Origin of the sequence: Shewanella sp. KJ2020, assembly GCF_024197625.1 — a bacterium.
GTDB lineage: Bacteria > Pseudomonadota > Gammaproteobacteria > Enterobacterales > Shewanellaceae > Shewanella.
The window spans coordinates 139626-160450 of sequence record NZ_JAKUKD010000030.1 but is presented as its reverse complement, the minus strand read 5'-3'; the positions used below and the strand labels follow the sequence as shown (position 1 = coordinate 160450).

Below are 20825 nucleotides of genomic sequence, written 5' to 3'. Positions count from 1 at the left end.
TTATAGAGAGTTTGTTTATGGAAACCGCATTTCAACGTGATCAGCTTGATAATCATATACTCGAAGCCCTAATGCAGGATGCGCGTACCCCCTTTGCCGAACTCGCTAAACGTTTCGCAGTGAGTGCAGGGACTATCCATGTTCGGGTAGAAAAGATGAAACAAGCGGGCATTATCACAGGCGCGCAGATCACTGTTAATCCTAAGGCGCTGGGTTATGATGTATGTTGTTTTATCGGCATAAATCTAAAAAGCGCGGGTGATTACCCCGCCGCTATCGCCAAACTCAATGCCCTTGAAGAAGTGGTCGAAGCCTATTACACCACAGGCAACTACAGCATCTTTGTAAAGGTAATGTGCCAATCCATCGACGGATTACAGCACGTCCTCATCAATCGCATCCAATCCATCGACGAAATTCAGTCAACTGAAACACTCATCAGCCTGCAAAACCCGATTGTCAGGGCGGTAAAGCCTTAGATGGAAATCGACTAAGTTATTACAATCAGAACAAAATACCGTAAAAATGCGACCTAAGTCTTTTTTCAGCTAAAAGTGTTAACCACAAAACATTTTTGTGTTACAACTTCATTGCTAACGCCAAAAGAGCGCAGCAAAGCTATAACAATTCATAAACAAGTGCGATTTACAAAGTGCTTAGACATTTATTGACAAGGAAGAAGTTGTGAAGACAAAACTATCGATTGCTATATCTGCTGCCCTACTATCAAGTGCAGCCATTGCTGGTACAACAGCTCAATACAATACGACCAACCAAACCACAGATAAGTATGCTGGTCTCAGCGTTTCAAAAAATGGAAACAATGAGCAAAAGCAAGCTGTTGCTTGGATGATCAAACTTAAATCGCCTTCACTTGCCCAACAAAGCCAGCAGAAGGGTTTTAACCAACAATCAGTAATGAGCAACATTGAAAGCTCACAGGCCAATGTTAGAAGTGCAATTCAAAGTATGGATGCTGACATTAAAATTGTCGCAACCACCTCAAAATTAGTGAATTCCATTGTTGTTCAAGGCGATCGTAAAAAACTTGTCTCTTTACTTAAAAATCCTGAAGTTGCAGATATTTTACCTATCTATGACTACAAACTAGATGTCGCAGATAGCGCCGAATATATAAAAGCCAAAACAGTCATTGAAGCAGGTATTGCCTCGGGTAAAGGCCAAAAAGTTGCAGTTTTGGATACAGGTGTTGACTACACTCATAAAGCTCTCGGCGGTTCTGGTTTAGTTGCAGATTACCAAGCGGCCGTTGCAGCAAAGAGTGAACAACCAAACTGGCCACAAGGTAAAATCATTGGTGGTTGGGACTTCGTTAATAACGATCCAAATCCAATTGATGCTGGCACTAACCACGGCACCCATGTGAGCCATTCTGTGGTTGGTGTAGCTCCTGATGTAGAACTACTCGTTTATTCAGTTTGTAATTCTGGTTGTTCTGGTATTGCACAATTAAATGCCCTGGAAGCTTCAATGGATCCTAACGGTGACGGCGATATTGGCGACCGCGTGGATACAGTGAACATGTCATTAGGCGGTGACTTTGGTGATACTGACGGCGGTGCCGTTCAAGTGATGATTGATGAGATGGTTCAGCTGGGTGTGAACCTAGTTATTTCTGCGGGAAATGATGGCCCAACACCTTTTGTGGTCGGAGGCCCTAGTACAACGAACAGCGCACTATCTGTAGGTGCAATGACACACCCAACGACAAAAGTCGGTAAAGTAGAAGCACTGATTGCGGGTAATTCAGTCACGGCGGTTGCTGCAGGTTTTAACAAGTCCAATGTTTATAGCTTCACTAATATAACAGCTCCGATTGTCTATCCCGCAGCTAATAAGAATGGTTGCGCAGCCTATAGAGAAGATTTAACGGGCAAAACCGTATTAATTGATCGTGGTGTTTGCGGCTTCGTTGTCAAGGTATTAAATGCACAATTGAAAGGCGCGTCATTTGTTATCGTTGCCAATAACGCCGCTGGCGCAATTGTAATGGGTGGCACGGACGATAATATCACTATACCTTCGGTAATGGTTTCGAAAGAAGATGGTGATGCAATCAAAACGGCCCTCGCTGCGGGAGATGTACCATTTAGCATTTCATCAACTGAAGTCACTACAGCAGGTGCAATAGCAACCTTTACTTCACGTGGACCATCAATTGCAGGGACTTTAAAGCCAGAAATTACCGCTCCAGGCACAGATATTCTGACTGCACACCCTGGCTACGGGGATGAATTAACGCCAATTAGTGGTACTTCATTCTCCAGCCCTATCACTGCTGGTGCAGTCAGCATCATCCGTGAAGCTTTACCCCATCGCAATGCATTTGAAGTTAAAGCTACGATAATGAACGCAGCTAACTTAGATATAACGCTTGAGCCAAAAGAAATTAACCCAGACACTGAGTTAGCACCGATTAGTTATATTGGTTCAGGACTGGTCGATGTTGAGAAAGCGATAAATCTTCCTGTCGCAGCTTGGAACAAAGAAACAAACCAAGCAGCACTCGCTTTTGGTTTGCTTGCTCTTAATAAAACAACCACTATGACTAAAACAGTCACAGTTAAAAACTTCTCAACGGCTGAAAAAACTTACACATTAAAAGTCGATCAACGCTTCCAGAATGACTTAGATTCCGGTGCACTCAGCTTTGCGTTACCAACAAGCGTGACCATTCCTGCTGGGCAATCTGTTGATTTTGATGTTACAGCGACCATTGACCCTACCAAACTGCCTGAATGGTCACTAACTTCATCATATGAACTTGATGGCACTGCAGCAGATGCTTCTACTGCACTAACATTGTCTGAGTATGATGGTGCGATCCTATTTATGGATGGCGAAGAAAAAGCACTGCATTTGGTTTATCATATTCTGCCAAAAGCTGCGGCAGCAATTTCAGTCGCAACGGAAGCAACTGAAGCGGGCCTAGTTCGTACACTAACCAACATTGGTGCTACGTCCATCACAGATCCATTCACTGCACCGTTAATTGCAACAAGCCCAGTTGATGCATCAAAGCGTCACGATTTACTCAATGCATCAAGTGAACTTTTATTAAGTAGTTCATGTGAAGCAGGTATTGCCATTTATAACACGCTACAAATGCGCGATCCTATCGTTCATGCCTTAACTGCAAGTTACAATGTTGACTATGATCTCAATAATGATGGTGTTTGGGACTATACCGCAGCAACAGTAAACTTAAACTGGTTTAACGATGCGTACCCAAGATCGATTTACGGTTTAGTCTCTCCATACGGCACGTCAGACGGATTTTTAGAGCCCGTTTTCCATATTACTGGCAATGACTTTTTAACCAGTAAAGTATGTTTCGAAGATGTAGGTTTGACCGAAACCGACTTAGGAAAAACGATTAAAGTTCGCTACCGTGTCGAAGATAGCGACTGGGCTCCAACGCCATCAGGGGATGAGGACAGCACTGAAGCGACACTCGTTCTTGACGCTTCAGGTACATCTGCAATGTTAGTCGATTCTGATGGTAAAGAAGTGACTGAGTTGAAGCCTGGTGCAAGTGCTCTTTTAGAAGCTGAAGTTGGCGATGATGTGAAGGGCTTTATGTTCCTATCCGATTCGGGTTCTATGTCAGTTGTAGCCAATACAACCGATGAGGGCAACTCAGCTCCAACAGTAGCAGATACGACTCTGACTGTAGATAAAGGCACGGCTGCAGGCACAGTGTTAGGCCAAATAACGGCTACAGACCCTGATATGCTGACCAGCCCATTCTCAGAGTTTGTGACACTCAGTTCCAACAGCAGTATGGTATTAGTTGCTAAAGACGGTACAGTCAGATTGAGTGACGATGCTGTTATTAACCAACAAAGTGGCACTATTGAGGTTGAAGTTGCTGCCATAGATACTATGGGTAATACTTCTACGCCAGCTAAGATAACTGTCTTAATCAACAATACTAAGCCAACAGTTGCGCCTACAGGGATGACAAGTACAGAAGGCTTTGTTGTAACGGCCCAGGCAAATGGTAAAGATGCTGATAAAGATGTTTTAACTTATAACTGGGTGCAGACTGGCGGAACTAAAGTTGCGTTTACTAACGGTGGAAACGCAATAAGCTTCGCAGCTCCTAGTGGCGATCATGTGTTAACTTTCTCTGTGACAGCTTCGGATGGAAAACTAGAAAGTGATGCAGGCACGGCAACTATTACAGTGAATGCTAAAGAAGCAGAATCATCTGGTGGTGGTGCTCTTGGTTGGTTAACAGCCCTGTTATTACCATTAGCGGCAATGCGTCGTCGTATGAAGTAATAATCTACGGACATGAAGAAGGGAGCCTAATGGCTCCCTTCTTATTTGGCTATCAACCTATCAACTAAGTTCGTAATCCTATCCCTCGGGAGATAAGGTAATAAGCGAGGCCCCATAGCGCGGCACAGAAACCCACCATAATGGCGATGGATAAGGGAATGCTAATATCGGCAAACCCTAAAAATCCGTAGCGGAATACGTTGATCATATACACAACAGGGTTAAGGGATGAAACGCCCTGCCAGAAGGATGGCAAGAGTGACAGGGAGTAAAACACGCCGCCAAGGTAAGTTAATGGAGTGAGCACAAAAGTCGGTATGATGCTGATATCATCGAAACTTTTAGCAAATACCGCATTGATAAGACCACCCAATGAGAATAACACTGAGGTTAAAAAGACCGTCATCACCACTAAGCCAGCATGGTGTAGGCTAATATCGACAAAAAACATCGCGACGAGTGTCACTATCAACCCCACACATAAACCGCGGGCGACGCCACCGCCAACATAGCCCGCAATCATCACATAATGGGGTACAGGCGCGACCATAAGCTCTTCTAAGTTGCGCTGAAACTTAGCACTGTAAAAGGAACTGGCTACGTTAGAGTAGGAGTTAGTGATCACCGACATCATAATCAAACCAGGGGCAATAAATTCCATGTAGGACACCCCGCCCATTTCCCCTATTCGGCTGCCGACTAAATTACCAAAAATCAAAAAATACAAGGTCATAGTAATCGCAGGCGGCAATAAGGTTTGGATCCAAATGCGGGTAAACCGATTAATTTCTTTCGTTAAAATGCTTTTAAAGGCGATAAAGTAGAGCTGTTTCATGCCTTGGCCCCCGGCGTTTTCTTCACTAATTCAACAAAGAGTTCTTCTAAACGATTCGACTTATTGCGCATCGATAACACTTCCACATTGGCGGCGGTTAACTGGCTAAAAACATCATTCAGATTATGCTCTTTAGCTACATCTACCTCTAAGGTATGGGGATCGGTTAAACGGCAGACCATACCATTGAGCGAAGGCGCCGCGGGTATATCCCGGCGCAGGTCGAGGATAAAGGTCTCCATATTGAGCTTACTGAGCAACGCCTTCATACTCGTGCACTCAACAAGTATCCCCTTATCGATAATGCCAATGTTACGGCAGAGCATTTCCGCTTCTTCGAGGTAATGGGTGGTGAGGATAATCGTCACGCCCTGTTGATTGATTTGCTTGAGAAACGCCCACATAGAACGGCGTAGTTCTATATCCACTCCGGCGGTAGGCTCATCTAAAATCAGTAGCTTAGGTTCGTGCATCAGGGCACGGGCGATCATTAAACGCCGTTTCATACCGCCGGATAATTCCCGCGACTGGCTGTTGCGTTTTTCCCATAAATCCAATTGGCTTAAATATTTTTCGGCACGCTCGAGGGCAATAGGTTTAGGCACACCATAGTAGCCAGCCTGGTTCACCACTATTTGTAATACGGTTTCAAACTGGTTAAAATTGAACTCCTGCGGTACTAAACCTATACAAAGTTTGGCGTGTTCTAACTGTTTATCTATATCATAACCAAAGACTTTTACCGTCCCTTCAGTCTTTTGCACCAAGGAGCTGATAATCCCAATGGTGGTGGATTTTCCCGCCCCATTCGGGCCGAGTAAGGCAAAAAAGTCCCCCTGCTTAACCTCAAGACTGATGCCTTTTACTGCTTCGACACCGCCTTTATAGGTTTTTTTAAGTCCTTCGAGTACCAGAGTATGGGCTGTATTGGCCATAGTGATTCCTGATCTTTCAATAGCGAGAGTTATAAGATGGTGGCAAAAAAACCAAATGCAATACGTTAACAGGGTTAAAAGTCACAGCTAGGGCTAATCAGTTGAACTGTAAGCGCTTAAATTTATTAAATATGCTCAACTTAAACCTTGGTAGCGTCACGGCTCAAACCGCCGTATAGATAAAAGCAAAACTCCCACACAGGGCGGGAGTTTTGTTCAAGACCGAACGGGGCCTTAATTAGTAATTAGAGCGGTACCACTTTGGCAATATAAGGCAGATTGCGATACTGCTCGGCGTAATCGATACCGTAGCCAACGATAAACTCATCGGGAATGGTAAAACCGATAAAGTCTACTTTAACATCCACTTCGCGGCGTTCGGGTTTATCGAGCAACGTACACAGGGCTAAGCTCTTAGGTTCACGCAGCAACAGCATTTCGCGTACTTTGCTTAATGTATTACCCGAGTCAATCAGATCTTCCACAATCAATACGTCTCTGCCCGCGATATCCGATTGCACATCTTTCAGCACTTTCACATCCCGTGAACTGGTCATAGCATTGCCATAACTGGAAACCGCCATAAAGTCGATTTCAACATGGCCTTTGATACGGCGGCATAAATCAGCCATAAAAACCACAGAGCCCTTTAACAGCCCTACCATCAGCAGGCGTTCGCTGTTGGCATAGTGGGCATTAATAAGCTCGGCCATTTGATCCAATTTTTGGCTGATCTCTTCTGCAGAGATCATCACTTCGGTGGTGTGTTTCATATTAATCTCAATTGTCGATGTCGCGGTCAGTTATCTTGCTGTAACCCCAGCGACTCGTTAATGCATGGTCAACGCCCAAATGATCTAAGATCCGAGCGACCATGAAGTCTACCAGATCTTCCACCGATTTGGGATTATGATAAAAACCTGGCGCGGCAGGCATAATAGTGACGCCTAGGCGAGAAAGGTTAAGCATATGCTCTAAGTGAATGGAATTAAACGGAGTTTCCCTAGGGACAAGGATAAGCTGCCCACGTTCTTTGATGACGACATCCGCCGCCCTCTCGAGCAAATTATTGCTCATTCCCGTAGCAACCGCCGCTAATGTCCCGGTGGAACAAGGGCAAATCACCATTTGCTTAGGTGCAGCACTGCCCGAGGCTGGCGGTGAAAACCATTCATCCTTACCCAGCACCACCAGCTCACCCGCTATCGCCACATGTCTTTGGGCAAGCAGTTCCAGCAATTGTGTTTTGGCTTTATCGCTATTGGCGCTGAGCTGCAACCCGTGCTCGGTAGCCAGCACGACGCGCGCGGCACTGGAGATCATCAAAAACACTTGATAACCCGAGGCCAATAAGCATTCGAGTAGCTTCAACCCATAGGGAGCGCCCGAGGCACCGGTCCAAGCTAAGCTTATCGCCTTAGCGGACTTTACATAGGCCATGGGATTAAACCTGTTCCATCAATTGCGGGCTCACCTCTAGGGCAGCCAAGAGCTTTTTATGTAGGCCACCAAACCCGCCGTTGCTCATCACCACTATGGTATCTCCCGCTTTTGCCGTACTGGCCACTTTAGCGACCACATCATCAATCTGGTGCAGCACAGTGACAGGGATCACCGCGGCTTCCATAGCTTCTTTCATATTCCAATCGATGGTATCGGCTTGATATAAAAAGGCTTCATCGGCCTGCATCATAGAATAGGCCAAAGTGTCTTTATGCACTCCGCTCTTCATCGTATTCGAGCGCGGCTCCAACACCACAGTGATTTTGCTCTGGCCAACCTTAGCACGCATGCCCTTTAGGGTAGTTGCGATTGCCGTTGGGTGATGGGCAAAATCATCGTACACACTGACGCCATTGACAGTACCTAGCAACTCGAGACGGCGCTTAGGCGGAACAAACTTTGCCAACGCCGCAATCGCAGCACTCGGCTGTACACCCACATGGCGCGCCGCAGCAATGGCCATAATGGCATTTTCGATATTGTGTTGTCCGATAAGATCCCATTCGAGAACACCTTGGGACTGCCCATCGAAAAACACTTCAAATTGATGGCAATCATCACTGAGCGCTTTGCCATACCAACCTGTTGCTGATTCGCCGCTATGGAAGGTTTCCTGCTCGCTCCAACAACCCATATCGATTGTTTGTTTTACCGCTTGGGAATCGGCTGGCCAGAGAATTTTCCCTTCACCTGGAACTGTGCGGATCAAGTGATTAAACTGTTTTTGGATAGCAGCAAGATCGGCAAAAATATCGGCGTGGTCAAACTCAAGGTTATTAATAGCTAAGGTACGCGGATGATAGTGCACGAATTTGGAACGCTTATCGAAGAAGGCACTGTCGTATTCATCGGCCTCAACCACAAAGAAAGCGGATTGACCTAAACGGGCCGAAACCCCGAAATTTTGCGGAACGCCACCGATTAAAAATCCAGGCTGATAACCGCAATCTTCTAGAATCCATGCCAACATACTCGAAGTTGAGGTTTTACCGTGGGTACCGGCAACCGCTAAAACCCAACGTTCAGGTAAAATATGGTCGGCTAAAAACTGCGGGCCAGAGGTATAAGGAATGCCAAGATTCAGTACGGCTTCGACGCAGGGATTGCCACGACTCATGGCATTGCCAATAACGACTAGGTCAGGATAGTGCCCCGCATCACCCAATTGGCTTGGGTCAAAACCTTGAATAAGTTCAATGCCTTGCTCTTCAAGCTGTGTACTCATCGGGGGATAGACATTGGCGTCTGAGCCCGTCACTCTATGCCCTTTGGCCCTCGCTAATAATGCTAAGCCGCCCATGAAGGTTCCGCAAATTCCTAAAATATGTACGTGCATACTGCTCGCTCTGATGTTTTTGAATTCAAGGCCATTCTAATCCATCACAGGGCAGATTGGCAGGTTAGGATCTCGGAAAAGCGGCTCAATAAGAAAAGATCTGTAGGGGCGCGAGGATATTTTACAATTCAATGATTTTTCTCTAACAGCGTCGAATCACTTGGCTTGTACACTGGCGTAAAGTTTAGCATGTTGGCTACGGTGACGATTAAACAGGAACTGACGTAGCGCCTCACGCTCTTCGGCCTCAGCTTGAAATTTCACTATGGCTAAGCCCTTCTCACTGCGGATGGGCTCGATATCCACTCGTAGAGTCTCACCATCGGGAAGCTGCAATTGTAAATCTTTACTCCCGAGCAATTGGGCGAATTGTTGTTGTGACTTCGCCCGAATAGCCATCCCCGAACTCGATAGGGATGCCACGGACCATTGTTCGCCCTGATCATGGTCAAATATCCACACATCTTCGGCCTGAGTTAAACGCCAGCTACGTTCGACGCCCGATGCATCTAACACTTCGGGCACACCTAATGTCGGTTGCAATTGTCCAAAATCATCCATTTTCATGCACAGGGGGAACCAGAGTTTATAGGAGCCGACTTCAGCGAGTAAGGTCAATTTGGCCTTACCTAAAATAGAGGCAATCACCTGCGGAACCTCAGTCGATACAGTCAACACATGGTTGACCATCGGCTCTTGAGGGAAATTATCTTGGCTCAATCCACTATCAAGCCGTGTAGGGGTAAATAACTCCCTAAAACAAGCTAATTCCTCTAGGGATAAATGGGGTTCATCCACCATAACGACAATCACCTAAAACGAGAGACTTATCCAAAAAACTACCACCAAAGTCTGGCACTGTACATTTTTTGTGCTCCACACAAAAAAGAACCCTAGCCTAACGGTGCAAATGCCCTTGCACCATTAGCCATTTAGACTATTTATTGATAGTGCTTGATGGTTGAGCTTATACGGAACTTAGCTTGTGCGTAGACAAACTTTCTCGTAGCTAAAATTTGTCGTAGCAGAACTTTGAAACTGCAGGATTTAGTCGTTGTGTTTGACGCTCGCCGCCGGAGGAGCAAAGAGGATCCGCAATCTTTGCTTAAGGCTTAATCCCTTCGCCGTCACCTCAGTAAACATGTCGCGCCATTCGCTAAAAGTGACTTTTAGAGGATTAAAACTGTTTATCGGCTTAGTGATGCCGTAAATCACAGTGTCAACCTCAGGCTCAAAGGTCCCAAAGAGCTTGTCCCAAATGATCAAAATCCCCGCATAGTTTTTATCGATATATTGTGGGTTGCGACCATGGTGAACCCTATGGTGTGATGGTGTGTTGAAAATCCACTCCAAGGGGCCAAGGGATTTAACGGCTTGGGTATGCACAAAAAATTGCAAGCCAAGATTGAGTAACACCACAAAAACCACCCAATTAGGATCAAAACCGACGATCACCAGCGGTAACCAGAAGATCCACATACCGGCAAAGGGGTACATTAAACTCTGGCGAAACGCAGTGCTAAAATTCATATTCTCAGAGCTATGGTGGACGACGTGTGCCGCCCACATCCAACGCACTCTGTGGCTCGCCCGGTGAAACCAGTAATAACAAAAATCCTGAGCGACCATTAGGGCGATAAAACTGAGGGGCCCCATTTCAATATCGAAGAGTTTCCAACCAAAAACCGCGAGATATAGCTTAGCGATCAGCAAACCAGTAAGCAGATCGGCGCCTTGGTGCATGGCCGCAAGGCTAAAATTACAGAGTACTTCAGGGCCACGATAACCCGCACTCAGGGGTAGTTTTTGTTGCCTATCGCCCAAATACCATTCCAGCAAAATACACACGAAAAAAATCGGTGCTAACACTATTAACAACACTTCGGGATGCTGAATTAACGCGGCGATATCCATATGATTTTTCCTATTCTTATTATTATTTATTGTCTACGAGATTAATTACCAACGAGCATAATGATCTTCGGTTAAACCAAGTACATTATTCAACGAATGGCGTCGTCCCTGATTATCGATAATAGTGCCGCTAAAGTGGCCGATATATTGGCGAAAATTACTTTTTAGTAGCAGCAAATTGCGTTTTTCGCTACGACAGTTCCTGGCTGAAAACTGCAGTTCGACTTGCCCGTTATGGCTATAAATGCGCCACACTTCAGCCCCTTGGCTGGCATGACGGTCAAATTCAAACTGGACAGGCCCAAGTAAATGTCGCTCACCATTAATCCAAAAGACATTTTCATTAGCGCCAGTTTCATTGACTCCCGCGGCGAGGTTAAGCCCCATAATGCCATCCTCGATTTGGGCGTTAATCGAAGCCCAGCGCCAACTGGTATCACGGCGCATAAAACCCGCCGAAAAATCATACCCAGCTAAAGCTTGATTGAGTGGCTGTGGCTCATGTTCAACGGTCAAACTGCCTTTAACGGCGAGGCCATTGTGTTTCTGCGTATAGGTCCAGCCGTTGTAACCCGTTGGACTGCACATCGCCATAGGTAAACTGAGTGGCGCAGGCTGCAACTTAAGATCGGCTTGAATATGCTGAGTATCGAGGAGCAAGTGCCACCCACCATCGACTATCTCAAAACTAAACCCAGCCCCTTTGCGGCCAATGCCACTCTTGCCATTGGCGGGAGAGGCGGTCATCCGATAGCCAAACCTTAGGGGTTTTAGCCAGCTTTGTTGGGTTAAACGATTGTTTTTTATGTCGTATATATAGCAAAAAGCACTGCCAAGATAGGCAATATCGGCCAGCGCTACGCCAATCACGAATCTTGGGGTAACCAAGGAAACGAACTGGAATTGTTTGTAGTCAAAGCGTCTTGCCCAGGCCGAAGCGGGTCTATCCATAGTGTCAAAATAGGTAAAATTGGCCACACCTAAGGACTTAACTATGCCATCGAAATGACCGAAATGCGGGACACCTTTAGGATTGATTAAACTATCAGGGGCAATTTGAGTGGTGATGGGTAACATGACTTCGCCTTGCGCTTGCATAAGTAATTTGGAGCATAAATACGCTCTAATTCAACGTTGAATTTTTACTCTAACCTGTCCCCCACTGCATTAAAAGAGTGCAACATCAAATTGTTGTAACTTTGTTATAGAACGCCACACTATTTAATCTCGCACGTTTAAAATATATGTCCCGTCCTAAGATAGGTTGACAGTTTTTAGGCCAGCTCCAGTAGCTGGCCTTTTCTATTGTGCACCTGATTAGGGGTTGCCATATTCAAACTCAGATGCGGTCTCATATCGTTGTATATTGCTATCGATTCTCTAACAAGTATCTTCAGCTCCGCAAATGTCCTACATCGGTGCAGTAAAAACTCCTGCTTCAGTATGCCATTCACTCTTTCTGCTAATGCATTTTGGTAGCAATCATAACCATCCGTCATTGACGGCTGGATTTGGCTCGCCTGAAGCGCATTCTGATAAACTGCTGAGCAGTATTGTAAGCCTCTGTCTGAGTGATGCACCGCGTTGCCAATATAGCGTTTATCTTTTATGGCCATTTTTAACGCTTTCACCACACTCTCGGCTTTCATGTCTTTACTCACGTGATGACCGACTATCTTACGAGAACTCGCATCGGTGACCAGTGACAGGTAGTGCACACCTTGGTCTGACTCAAGATAGGTGATATCGCTGACCAGTACATGCCCTGCATCATGTAGTCCTTCCTCTTTCAGCAGATTAGAATGCTTCTTCATCCAGTGTTTGCTGAACGTGGTTTTTGTGTAGCTTTTCTTCGGTTTAACCAGCAAACCTTCACTTCTCAAATAGGTAAAGAACCCATCTCGCCCGAGTTTAATATCGTGTTCAACCAGCTTGGATTTTATCAACGAGTAGAGCTTACGGGCCCCTAACCTTGGCATATATTTACGCCAGTACTGGACCCAGTCTTTGATGACCGATAGCTCAGCTCTACGACGTTCCATTCGAGCAACTGCCTGATAAATACCTTGCCTCGACATACCCGCAGCACGACATGCGGCTGCGAGGTTTATTTCTCCGTTGCCTTTTGCTTGCCAGACGTACCGGATAAGTACTTTTTTTTGAGGCCAGCTCCATATTCATTGTCCATGATATCAACCATGCCATTGAGGATTTGGTTGCGCAGTTTCTCTTCTGCTAACTCACGTTCAAGGCGCTTGATCGTTTCGGCAGGGGTTTCTTTTGACTTAGGCATAAGGGGATGCTGAAAAGGTTTCGACCAATCGAGTCTACCATGTTTTCGAAGCCAAACGAGTACGGTTGAACGGCCTTGAATACCAAAACGGCCTTGGGCTTGTTTGTACGTCATTTCGCCTTTTTCAACACGCTCTACAACGCCTAATTTAAAGGCTAAGGTGTAATCTCGTTGTGTGCGCTTACGGCTTGAGTTAATTGATGTTGTCATAAAGAAGTCCTCTTTATGTCAACGTATTTCAGGACGGGACATTTTGCATAAAAAAAGCCCGCTAAAAAGCGGGCTTATTCGGGCAATAATTAAGCTTACAGGTTGATCTTAGGATCTAAGGCACCTGATTGATAAGCTTTGTACATTGCTTGTAAAGACAAAGGCTTAATCTTAGAGGCTTGACCCGCACAACCGAAAGCTTCGTAGCGGATAGTACAGATATCGGCCATCGCTTCCATAGAGGCTTTTAGGAACTTACGTGGGTCGAACTCGCTTGGGTGTTCGGCCAAGTATTTACGTACGGCACCGGTAGACGCTAAGCGCAGGTCGGTGTCGATGTTCACTTTACGCACGCCGTGTTTGATACCTTCAACGATTTCTTCTAATGGCACACCGTAAGTCTCAGGAATTTGACCACCGTATTGGTTGATGATCTTAAGCCATTCTTGCGGCACTGAAGATGAACCGTGCATCACTAAGTGAGTGTTAGGAATACGGGCATGGATTTCTTTGATGCGATCAATTCGCAGCACATCACCCGTAGGTTTACGGCTGAACTTGTAAGCACCGTGGCTAGTACCAATCGCAATCGCCAGCGCGTCAACATGGGTATCGGCAACGAAGCGCGCAGCTTCTTCAGGGCTAGTCAGCAGTTGGTCATGGCTTAATACGCCTTCTGCGCCTACACCGTCTTCTTCACCGGCAGTACCGGTTTCTAAGCTGCCTAAACAACCGATTTCACCTTCAACCGACACACCACAGGCGTGGGCGAAGGCAACGGTTCTGCGAGTCACATCGACGTTGTACTCGTAAGACGCTGGAGTTTTACCATCCGCCATTAACGAGCCGTCCATCATCACTGATGACATACCAAGTTGGATAGAACGCTGACAGATATCAGGGTCAGTACCATGGTCTTGGTGAATACAGACGGGAATATCGGGATACTGCTCAAGCGCTGCGGTCATCAGATATTTTAAGAACTGAGGACGGGCATATTTACGTGCACCGGCAGAGGCTTGCACGATAACAGGACTGTCGGTCGCTTCCGCCGCCTGCATGATCGCACGCATCTGTTCTAAGTTGTTTACGTTAAACGCTGGCACACCGTATCCATGTTCTGCCGCGTGGTCGAGTAGTTGTCGTAGGGAAATTAACGCCATTTTTTAACTCCAATAATAGGGTGACTTCACATTAATGCTGGGTCACCGAGGTCGCTATCGTTTGGATGGATTTTTATGCCCGCCCCGCTAATACCTTAGAGAGACGAGCGGTTTTTTATAATTTTTATAACAGCTTAACTAGCTTAATCGCGGCGTGGTTATGCGCCGCGTTATTCATATTTGCTTAGGCACCGCGCTTTTCGAGCATAGCCACAGCGGGTAATTCTTTACCTTCTAAAAACTCAAGGAAAGCGCCACCGCCTGTAGAGATATAAGACACTTTATCGGCGATACCATATTTATCAACCGCCGCTAGAGTGTCACCACCGCCAGCGATAGAGAAGGCTTTAGAATCAGCGATAGCTTGTGCAATACGCTTAGTGCCTTCACCGAATTGGTCGAATTCGAATACTCCCACAGGACCGTTCCACACGATAGTGCCAGCAGACTCAATGATTTTCGCTAAGGCTTCGGCGCTGTCTGGGCCGATATCGAAAATCATATCGCTATCGCCAACCTCACTCACCGCTTTTAAAGTCGCCGTTGCCGTTGGGCTAAACTCACCCGCCACAACCACATCGGTAGGCACAGGAATATCCCCACCGCGGCTTTGGGCGTTCGCCACTAAGCGCTTAGCTTCATCAATTAAATCCGCTTCGTATAAAGATTTACCTACATTGTGGCCCGCCGCAGCGATAAAGGTGTTGGCAATACCACCGCCAACCACTAGCTGGTCCACAATGCCGGATAAGCTTTCTAATACGGTCAGCTTAGTCGACACTTTAGAGCCGCCAACAATCGCCACTAATGGACGAGCTGGATTATCTAACGCTTTGCCTAAGGCATCTAACTCTTGGGCCAGTAATGGGCCAGCACAGGCGATAGGAGCGTATAAACCGACACCGTTGGTTGAGGCTTCTGCGCGGTGAGCGGTACCGAAGGCATCCATCACATAAACGTCGCACAGGGCGGCCATTTTCTTAGATAGCGCTTCGTCGTTTTTCTTCTCGCCTTTGTTAAAGCGAACATTTTCAAACACCACCACTTCGCCCACAGCAACTTCGACGCCGTCTAAATAGTCGGTCGCTAAACGGACGTTGCAAGATAATGCTTTGGCCAAGTAATCGACCACAGGTTGCATTGAGAATTCGCTGTTGTACTCACCTTCGGTTGGACGACCTAAGTGAGACATCACCATCACAGCCGCACCTTTGGCAAGGGCTAACTCGATAGTAGGGAGAGAAGCACGTAGACGCGCATCACTGGTGACGACGCCATTGCTGACAGGCACATTAAGATCTTCACGGATAAGCACTCGCTTACCTTGGAGATCTAAATCTGACATATTGATAATTGCCATGGTAACACTTCCTTTTATAATCAAAAAACAAACTGGTTTTTCATCAATCGGTTAGAGTGGATAGCGACTCGGCACTCGACATCCCGTCGAATTGGCGACCCACGCTTTAGCCCATTGGTATACATTCTTTTTCAGCTTTGTTTAGCCGCAATCATCGCCAAACTGGTATCTAACATGCGATTGGCAAAACCCCACTCGTTATCGCACCAAAGCAGCAATTTGACGAGCTGGCCCGCACTCACTCGAGTCTGGGTACCATCGACAATACTGGAACGGGGATCATGGTTAAAATCACATGATACCAGCGGCTCATCAGTATAGCCCAAGATGCCGTTAAATCGTCCATTGGCGGCCAATTCTAACACTTGATTGACGGTAGCAATATCCACTGTTTTCGCTAAAGTGACGGAAAGATCGATGGCAGTCACATTGATGGTGGGGACACGCACCGAAATTGCCTCAAACTTGTCTTTCATGTGCGGCAAAATCCGCTCGATACCGCGGGCAAGCTTAGTGTCGACTGGAATAATGGATTGGCCAGCGGCGCGGGTGCGACGCAGATCATCATGATAAGCATCAATCACTTGCTGATCGTTCATCGCAGAATGGATAGTAGTAATGGCGCCGCTTTTCACCCCAAAGTGTTTATCGAGCACATCGATAACCGGGACGATACAGTTGGTGGTGCAGGAGGCGTTAGAAACCACAGTGTGCTCGGCACGCAGTAAATCGTGGTTTACACCATAGACAATAGTGCCATCGACATCGGCCGACGAGGGATGACTGATCAGCACCCGTTTAGCACCAGCATGGATATGGGCCTCGCAGCTTTGGCGATCTAAAATTGCGCCCGTGGCTTCATAAACGATATCAATATCCATCTCGCGCCATGGCAATTTTGCGGGATCCGCTTCATGGAGGATTTTGATGGCATCATCGCCGATCAGCATATGATCATCGGCTAGCTTAACTTTATGCGCAAAGCGACCGTGGGTAGTATCGTACTGGGTCAAGTGAATGATGGCTTCAGGCTTGGCTAATTCGTTTATCGCGACAATCTGTATTTGCTGACGTTTTCCCGACTCATATAAAGCTCGAAGAATAGAGCGGCCAATACGACCATAACCATTGATTGCGACTCGGATCATTGAGGTCTCAATTTCCTCTTAATAATACTGCATAAACAAAAACGGCCTGCAAACGATTGCAGGCCGCATTATACAGATTAACAGTTCAAAAGTTTAACCTTTTGTATTTAATCTAATCCCTTAAGCTATTAGCCTAATGATTTTGCTGCATTCAGCACATTTTCAACGGTGAAACCGAAATGGTTCAGCAGTACGTTGCCTGGCGCAGACTCGCCGAAGGTGGTCATGCCAACGACAGTGCCTTCGAAACCAACATACTTGTACCAGAAATCGGTATGGGCCGCTTCGATAGCAATACGTTTAGTCACAGCACGTGGCAATACTGACTCTTTATAAGCCGCATCTTGCTTATCAAACTCAGTGTTTGATGGCATAGAAACCACACGCACTTGTTTGCCTTGCTCGGTCAGAGCCGCCGCAGCTTCCATCGCTAACTGTACTTCGCTACCGGTTGCGATCAGGATGTACTCAGGCGTACCCGCGCAATCCTTAAGCACATAAGCGCCTTTTGCCACATTGGCTAATTGCTCAGCGGTGCGAGCTTGAGCCTTGAGGTTTTGACGGCTGAAAATCAGTGATGTTGGAGCATGGCGACGTTCAATTGCTGCTTTCCACGCAACTGCGGTTTCAGCCGCGTCACAGGGGCGCCATACAGCCATGTTTGGCGTCATACGCAGGTTAGCTAATTGCTCAACGGGTTGATGCGTTGGACCATCTTCACCTTGACCGATAGAGTCATGGGTGTAAACGAAGATGTTTTGAATGCCCATCAGCGCCGACATACGTACAGCGTTACGGGCGTATTCCATGAACATCATGAAAGTTGCGCCGTAGTTGATAAAGCCACCGTGGAGTGACACGCCGTTCATAATGCCGCTCATACCGAACTCACGCACACCGTAGTACACGTAGTTACCTGCAGCATCGTCTTGAATACCTTTAGAACCTGACCATAAGGTCAAGTTAGAACCCGCTAAGTCGGCAGAGCCACCAAGCAGTTCAGGTAACATAGCACCAAAGGCTCCGATAGCATTTTGTGAGGCTTTACGGCTCGCAATACCTTCGGCTTTATCTTGGCAAGCCTGGATAAATGCCTGAGCTTTTTCTTCAAAATCAGCAGGTAATTCGCCTTTCAGTACACGGCGCTCATATTCTGCCGCCAGTTCTGGATAAGCTTTAGCGTAGGCAGCGAATTTTTCGTTCCAAGCGGCTTCACGGGCAGCGCCCGCTTCTTTAGCATCCCAACCTGCGTAAACATCGGCAGGGATTTCAAATGGTGCATGTGGCCAGCCTAAAAATTCACGGGCTGCGGCGATTTCTGCATCGCCTAATGGCGCGCCGTGACAATCGTGGCTGCCAGATTTGTTTGGCGAACCAAAACCGATAATGGTTTTGCAGCAGATCATAGTCGGTTTGTCGGTGACCGCTTTAGCCGCTGCGATAGCCGCGTGAATCGCATCGCTATCATGGCCATCGACGTTGGCAATCACATGCCAGCCGTAGGATTCGAAACGTTTTGGCGTGTCATCGGTAAACCAGCCTTCAACATGGCCGTCGATAGAGATGCCGTTGTCATCCCAAAATGCGATCAGTTTACCTAGGCCTAAAGTGCCCGCAAGAGAACAAGCCTCGTGGGAAATACCTTCCATCAAGCAGCCATCGCCTAAGAAGCAGTAAGTGTAGTGGTCGACGATGTCGTGACCATCACGGTTAAACTGCGCCGCGAGTGTTCTTTCGGCAATCGCCATACCCACTGCGTTGCTGATACCTGCGCCTAATGGACCCGTTGTGGTTTCAACACCTGGGGTATAACCGTATTCTGGGTGACCAGGGGTTTTTGAATGTAACTGACGGAATTGCTTCAGTTCATCGATTGGCAAGTCATAACCTGTTAGGTGTAATAAAGAGTAGATCAGCATAGAGCCGTGACCGTTAGAGAGGATAAAGCGATCTCTATCTACCCATTTTGGATTGTTCGGATTGTGCTTAAGGAAATCATTCCACAGCACTTGCGCAATGTCTGCCATGCCCATAGGGGCGCCGGGGTGGCCTGAGTTTGCTTTTTGAACTGCATCCATACTTAACGCACGGATTGCGTTGGCGAGTACTTTACGGGAAGACATGCTCTCTCCTGCTTAATTTGTGGGGTCTAGCGGGCAATTTGGACGCATATTTTCCCCTACATAGCGAAGCGACGCAAACGAAAATTGCAATCCAATGCCCAGTCTGGTGGATTACACCTTAGAAGCTTTAGGCTAATTCATCTTAAAACACATTAAACATATTTGTCATACAATAATTCAAATATAGGCATTAGTTTTCACATCGAATCACTGAGCGCTCAAGCCACAAGCTTAGTTTTACTTCTGCCTAGCGAGGATTAACGCAACTCATCGGGACGAAAACCCACATACTGCTATTAATTCATTAGGTTAGAGCAGAGACTCAAAAACCACAAACGCTCCCCGATTTGGGGCTTACCTCACTTTACACACAAATATTTAGTTTAGGGGGTGTCATCAAAGTGAATTTCCACTAAAATAGCCGTCTAGATGTAGATGCTTCTACACGTTTGAATGCTAACGACGAGATTTTCCTACTATGGCAAAGCACTTGTTTACTTCTGAGTCGGTCTCAGAAGGTCATCCCGATAAGATTGCAGATCAGATTTCTGATGCTGTGCTAGATGCAATTCTGGCCCAAGATCCAAAAGCACGCGTGGCGTGTGAAACTTATGTCAAAACCGGCATGGTATTAGTAGGTGGCGAAGTCACTACCTCTGCCTGGGTTGATATTGAAGAGCTGACCCGTAAAACGGTTCGTGAAATTGGCTATACCCATTCAGATATGGGCTTCGATGCCGATTCTTGCGCCGTATTAAACGCCATTGGTAAACAGTCTCCTGACATCAACCAAGGTGTTGATCGCGCCGATCCTAAAGAACAAGGCGCCGGCGACCAAGGTTTAATGTTTGGTTATGCCAGCAACGAAACCGAAATTCTGATGCCCGCCCCTATCACCTATGCCCACGCATTAGTGAAGCGTCAATCAGAAGTACGTAAAAATGGCACTCTGCCATGGCTGCGCCCCGATGCGAAAAGCCAAGTCACCTTTGCCTACGAAAACAACAAGATTGTCGGTATCGATGCGATCGTGCTTTCAACCCAGCACAGCCCTGATATCGCCCAAGCAGATTTGATCGAAGGCGTGATGGAAACCATCATCAAGCCAGTTCTGCCTGCCCAGTGGTTAAGCAAAGACACTAAATACTTTATCAACCCAACTGGCCGTTTCGTTATCGGCGGACCTATGGGTGACTGTGGTTTAACGGGTCGTAAGATCATCGTTGATACCTACGGCGGTATGGCACGTCACGGTGGTGGTGCTTTCTCTGGTAAAGATCCATCAAAAGTTGACCGTAGCGCCGCTTACGCTGCCCGTTATGTAGCGAAAAACATCGTTGCTGCGGGTCTGGCTGACCGTTGTGAATTGCAAGTGTCCTACGCTATCGGTGTGGCAGAGCCAACATCCATCAGCATCGAAACCTTCGGTACGGGTAAAGTGTCTGAAGAAGTGCTGATCAAGTTAGTGCGTCAACACTTCGATCTGCGTCCATATGGCCTGACTGAAATGTTAAATCTGGCTCGCCCAATTTATCAGGCAACTGCCGCTTACGGTCACTTTGGCCGCAACGAGTTCCCATGGGAAGCGACAGATAAAGCCGAAGCACTGCGCGCTGACGCTGGGCTGTAATTATTTCGATTACGACTCGCTAAGATTGCAATATAAAAAACCGCTACCCAGCGGTTTTTTTATGTCT

16 protein-coding genes are annotated in these 20825 nt (G+C 46.8%); 3 read left to right on the top strand and 13 right to left on the bottom strand.

The window, feature by feature from the left end; genetic code table 11:
• Window positions 1-17: 17 nt before the first annotated feature.
• A complete protein-coding gene (gene asnC, locus MJO46_RS16100; RefSeq protein ID WP_007645479.1) occupies window positions 18-479 on the top strand; it encodes a transcriptional regulator AsnC in 462 nt (153 codons plus the stop codon).
• Window positions 480-684: 205 nt separating this feature from the next.
• On the top strand, window positions 685-4308 hold the full coding sequence (locus tag MJO46_RS16095) for a S8 family serine peptidase (protein ID WP_253990195.1): 3624 nt from the start codon (window positions 685-687) through the stop codon (window positions 4306-4308).
• Between the two features lie 64 nt (window positions 4309-4372).
• On the opposite strand, the gene MJO46_RS16090 is transcribed toward MJO46_RS16095, so the two are convergent.
• The 13 genes from MJO46_RS16090 to tkt form a co-directional block, all read right to left on the bottom strand.
• Entirely contained in the window at window positions 4373-5143 is a 771-nt protein-coding gene (locus MJO46_RS16090) for an ABC transporter permease (protein ID WP_253990194.1), read from the bottom strand.
• Window positions 5140-6078, bottom strand: a complete 939-nt coding sequence (locus tag MJO46_RS16085; RefSeq protein WP_253990193.1) for an ABC transporter ATP-binding protein — start codon at window positions 6076-6078, stop codon at window positions 5140-5142. The genes MJO46_RS16090 and MJO46_RS16085 overlap by 4 nt, the downstream gene beginning before the upstream one ends.
• A 245-nt stretch (window positions 6079-6323) precedes the next feature.
• On the bottom strand, window positions 6324-6851 hold the full coding sequence (gene hpt, locus MJO46_RS16080; RefSeq protein ID WP_198780950.1) for a hypoxanthine phosphoribosyltransferase: 528 nt from the start codon (window positions 6849-6851) through the stop codon (window positions 6324-6326).
• A 7-nt stretch (window positions 6852-6858) separates the two neighbouring features.
• A complete protein-coding gene (locus MJO46_RS16075) occupies window positions 6859-7518 on the bottom strand; it encodes a flavin prenyltransferase UbiX (protein WP_253990192.1) in 660 nt (219 codons plus the stop codon).
• A gap of 4 nt (window positions 7519-7522) precedes the next feature.
• Entirely contained in the window at window positions 7523-8917 is a 1395-nt protein-coding gene (mpl, locus tag MJO46_RS16070) for a UDP-N-acetylmuramate:L-alanyl-gamma-D-glutamyl-meso-diaminopimelate ligase (protein WP_253990191.1), read from the bottom strand.
• A 156-nt stretch (window positions 8918-9073) separates the two neighbouring features.
• Window positions 9074-9718, bottom strand: a complete 645-nt coding sequence (locus MJO46_RS16065; RefSeq protein ID WP_253990190.1) for a hypothetical protein — start codon at window positions 9716-9718, stop codon at window positions 9074-9076.
• A 246-nt stretch (window positions 9719-9964) separates the two neighbouring features.
• Window positions 9965-10831, bottom strand: a complete 867-nt coding sequence (locus MJO46_RS16060) for a sterol desaturase family protein (RefSeq protein ID WP_253990189.1) — start codon at window positions 10829-10831, stop codon at window positions 9965-9967.
• A 45-nt stretch (window positions 10832-10876) separates the two neighbouring features.
• Window positions 10877-11908, bottom strand: coding sequence for a DUF2804 domain-containing protein (locus tag MJO46_RS16055; protein WP_253990188.1), 1032 nt, complete (start codon window positions 11906-11908; stop codon window positions 10877-10879).
• A gap of 197 nt (window positions 11909-12105) precedes the next feature.
• Window positions 12106-13334 (bottom strand): IS3 family transposase gene (locus MJO46_RS16050; protein WP_253987867.1). Its coding sequence is split into 2 segments (ribosomal slippage): window positions 12106-12992 and window positions 12992-13334, totalling 1230 coding nucleotides; the frame shifts between segments, so codons are not numbered across the junction.
• 95 nt (window positions 13335-13429) lie between these two features.
• The gene (gene fba, locus MJO46_RS16045; protein WP_253990187.1) at window positions 13430-14497 is read right to left on the bottom strand and encodes a class II fructose-bisphosphate aldolase; all 1068 of its coding nucleotides are present in this window, start codon (window positions 14495-14497) and stop codon (window positions 13430-13432) included.
• Between the two features lie 184 nt (window positions 14498-14681).
• A complete protein-coding gene (locus MJO46_RS16040) occupies window positions 14682-15857 on the bottom strand; it encodes a phosphoglycerate kinase (RefSeq protein WP_253990186.1) in 1176 nt (391 codons plus the stop codon).
• Between the two features lie 131 nt (window positions 15858-15988).
• Complete coding sequence (epd, locus tag MJO46_RS16035) at window positions 15989-17005, bottom strand: erythrose-4-phosphate dehydrogenase (RefSeq protein WP_198782406.1); 1017 nt, start codon at window positions 17003-17005, stop codon at window positions 15989-15991.
• A gap of 128 nt (window positions 17006-17133) precedes the next feature.
• Window positions 17134-19128, bottom strand: coding sequence for a transketolase (gene tkt / locus MJO46_RS16030; protein WP_253990185.1), 1995 nt, complete (start codon window positions 19126-19128; stop codon window positions 17134-17136).
• 478 nt (window positions 19129-19606) lie between these two features.
• Between tkt and metK the strand changes: the two genes are divergently transcribed.
• A complete protein-coding gene (metK, locus tag MJO46_RS16025) occupies window positions 19607-20758 on the top strand; it encodes a methionine adenosyltransferase (protein WP_011918748.1) in 1152 nt (383 codons plus the stop codon).
• Window positions 20759-20825 lie beyond the last annotated feature (67 nt).

Excerpts from the sequence above, each read along its gene's own strand:
- MJO46_RS16090 (WP_253990194.1), bottom strand. The coding sequence starts at position 5,143 with ATGAAACAGCTCTACTTTATCGCCTTTAAAAGCATTTTAACGAAAGAA.
- MJO46_RS16085 (WP_253990193.1), bottom strand. The coding sequence starts at position 6,078 with ATGGCCAATACAGCCCATACTCTGGTACTCGAAGGACTTAAAAAAACC.
- MJO46_RS16055 (WP_253990188.1), bottom strand. The coding sequence starts at position 11,908 with ATGTTACCCATCACCACTCAAATTGCCCCTGATAGTTTAATCAATCCT.
- hpt (WP_198780950.1), bottom strand. The coding sequence starts at position 6,851 with ATGAAACACACCACCGAAGTGATGATCTCTGCAGAAGAGATCAGCCAA.
- metK (WP_011918748.1), top strand. The coding sequence starts at position 19,607 with ATGGCAAAGCACTTGTTTACTTCTGAGTCGGTCTCAGAAGGTCATCCC.
- epd (WP_198782406.1), bottom strand. The coding sequence starts at position 17,005 with ATGATCCGAGTCGCAATCAATGGTTATGGTCGTATTGGCCGCTCTATT.
- tkt (WP_253990185.1), bottom strand. The coding sequence starts at position 19,128 with ATGTCTTCCCGTAAAGTACTCGCCAACGCAATCCGTGCGTTAAGTATG.
- fba (WP_253990187.1), bottom strand. The coding sequence starts at position 14,497 with ATGGCGTTAATTTCCCTACGACAACTACTCGACCACGCGGCAGAACAT.
- asnC (WP_007645479.1), top strand. The coding sequence starts at position 18 with ATGGAAACCGCATTTCAACGTGATCAGCTTGATAATCATATACTCGAA.
- mpl (WP_253990191.1), bottom strand. The coding sequence starts at position 8,917 with ATGCACGTACATATTTTAGGAATTTGCGGAACCTTCATGGGCGGCTTA.
- MJO46_RS16075 (WP_253990192.1), bottom strand. The coding sequence starts at position 7,518 with ATGGCCTATGTAAAGTCCGCTAAGGCGATAAGCTTAGCTTGGACCGGT.
- MJO46_RS16060 (WP_253990189.1), bottom strand. The coding sequence starts at position 10,831 with ATGGATATCGCCGCGTTAATTCAGCATCCCGAAGTGTTGTTAATAGTG.
- MJO46_RS16065 (WP_253990190.1), bottom strand. The coding sequence starts at position 9,718 with ATGGTGGATGAACCCCATTTATCCCTAGAGGAATTAGCTTGTTTTAGG.
- MJO46_RS16040 (WP_253990186.1), bottom strand. The coding sequence starts at position 15,857 with ATGGCAATTATCAATATGTCAGATTTAGATCTCCAAGGTAAGCGAGTG.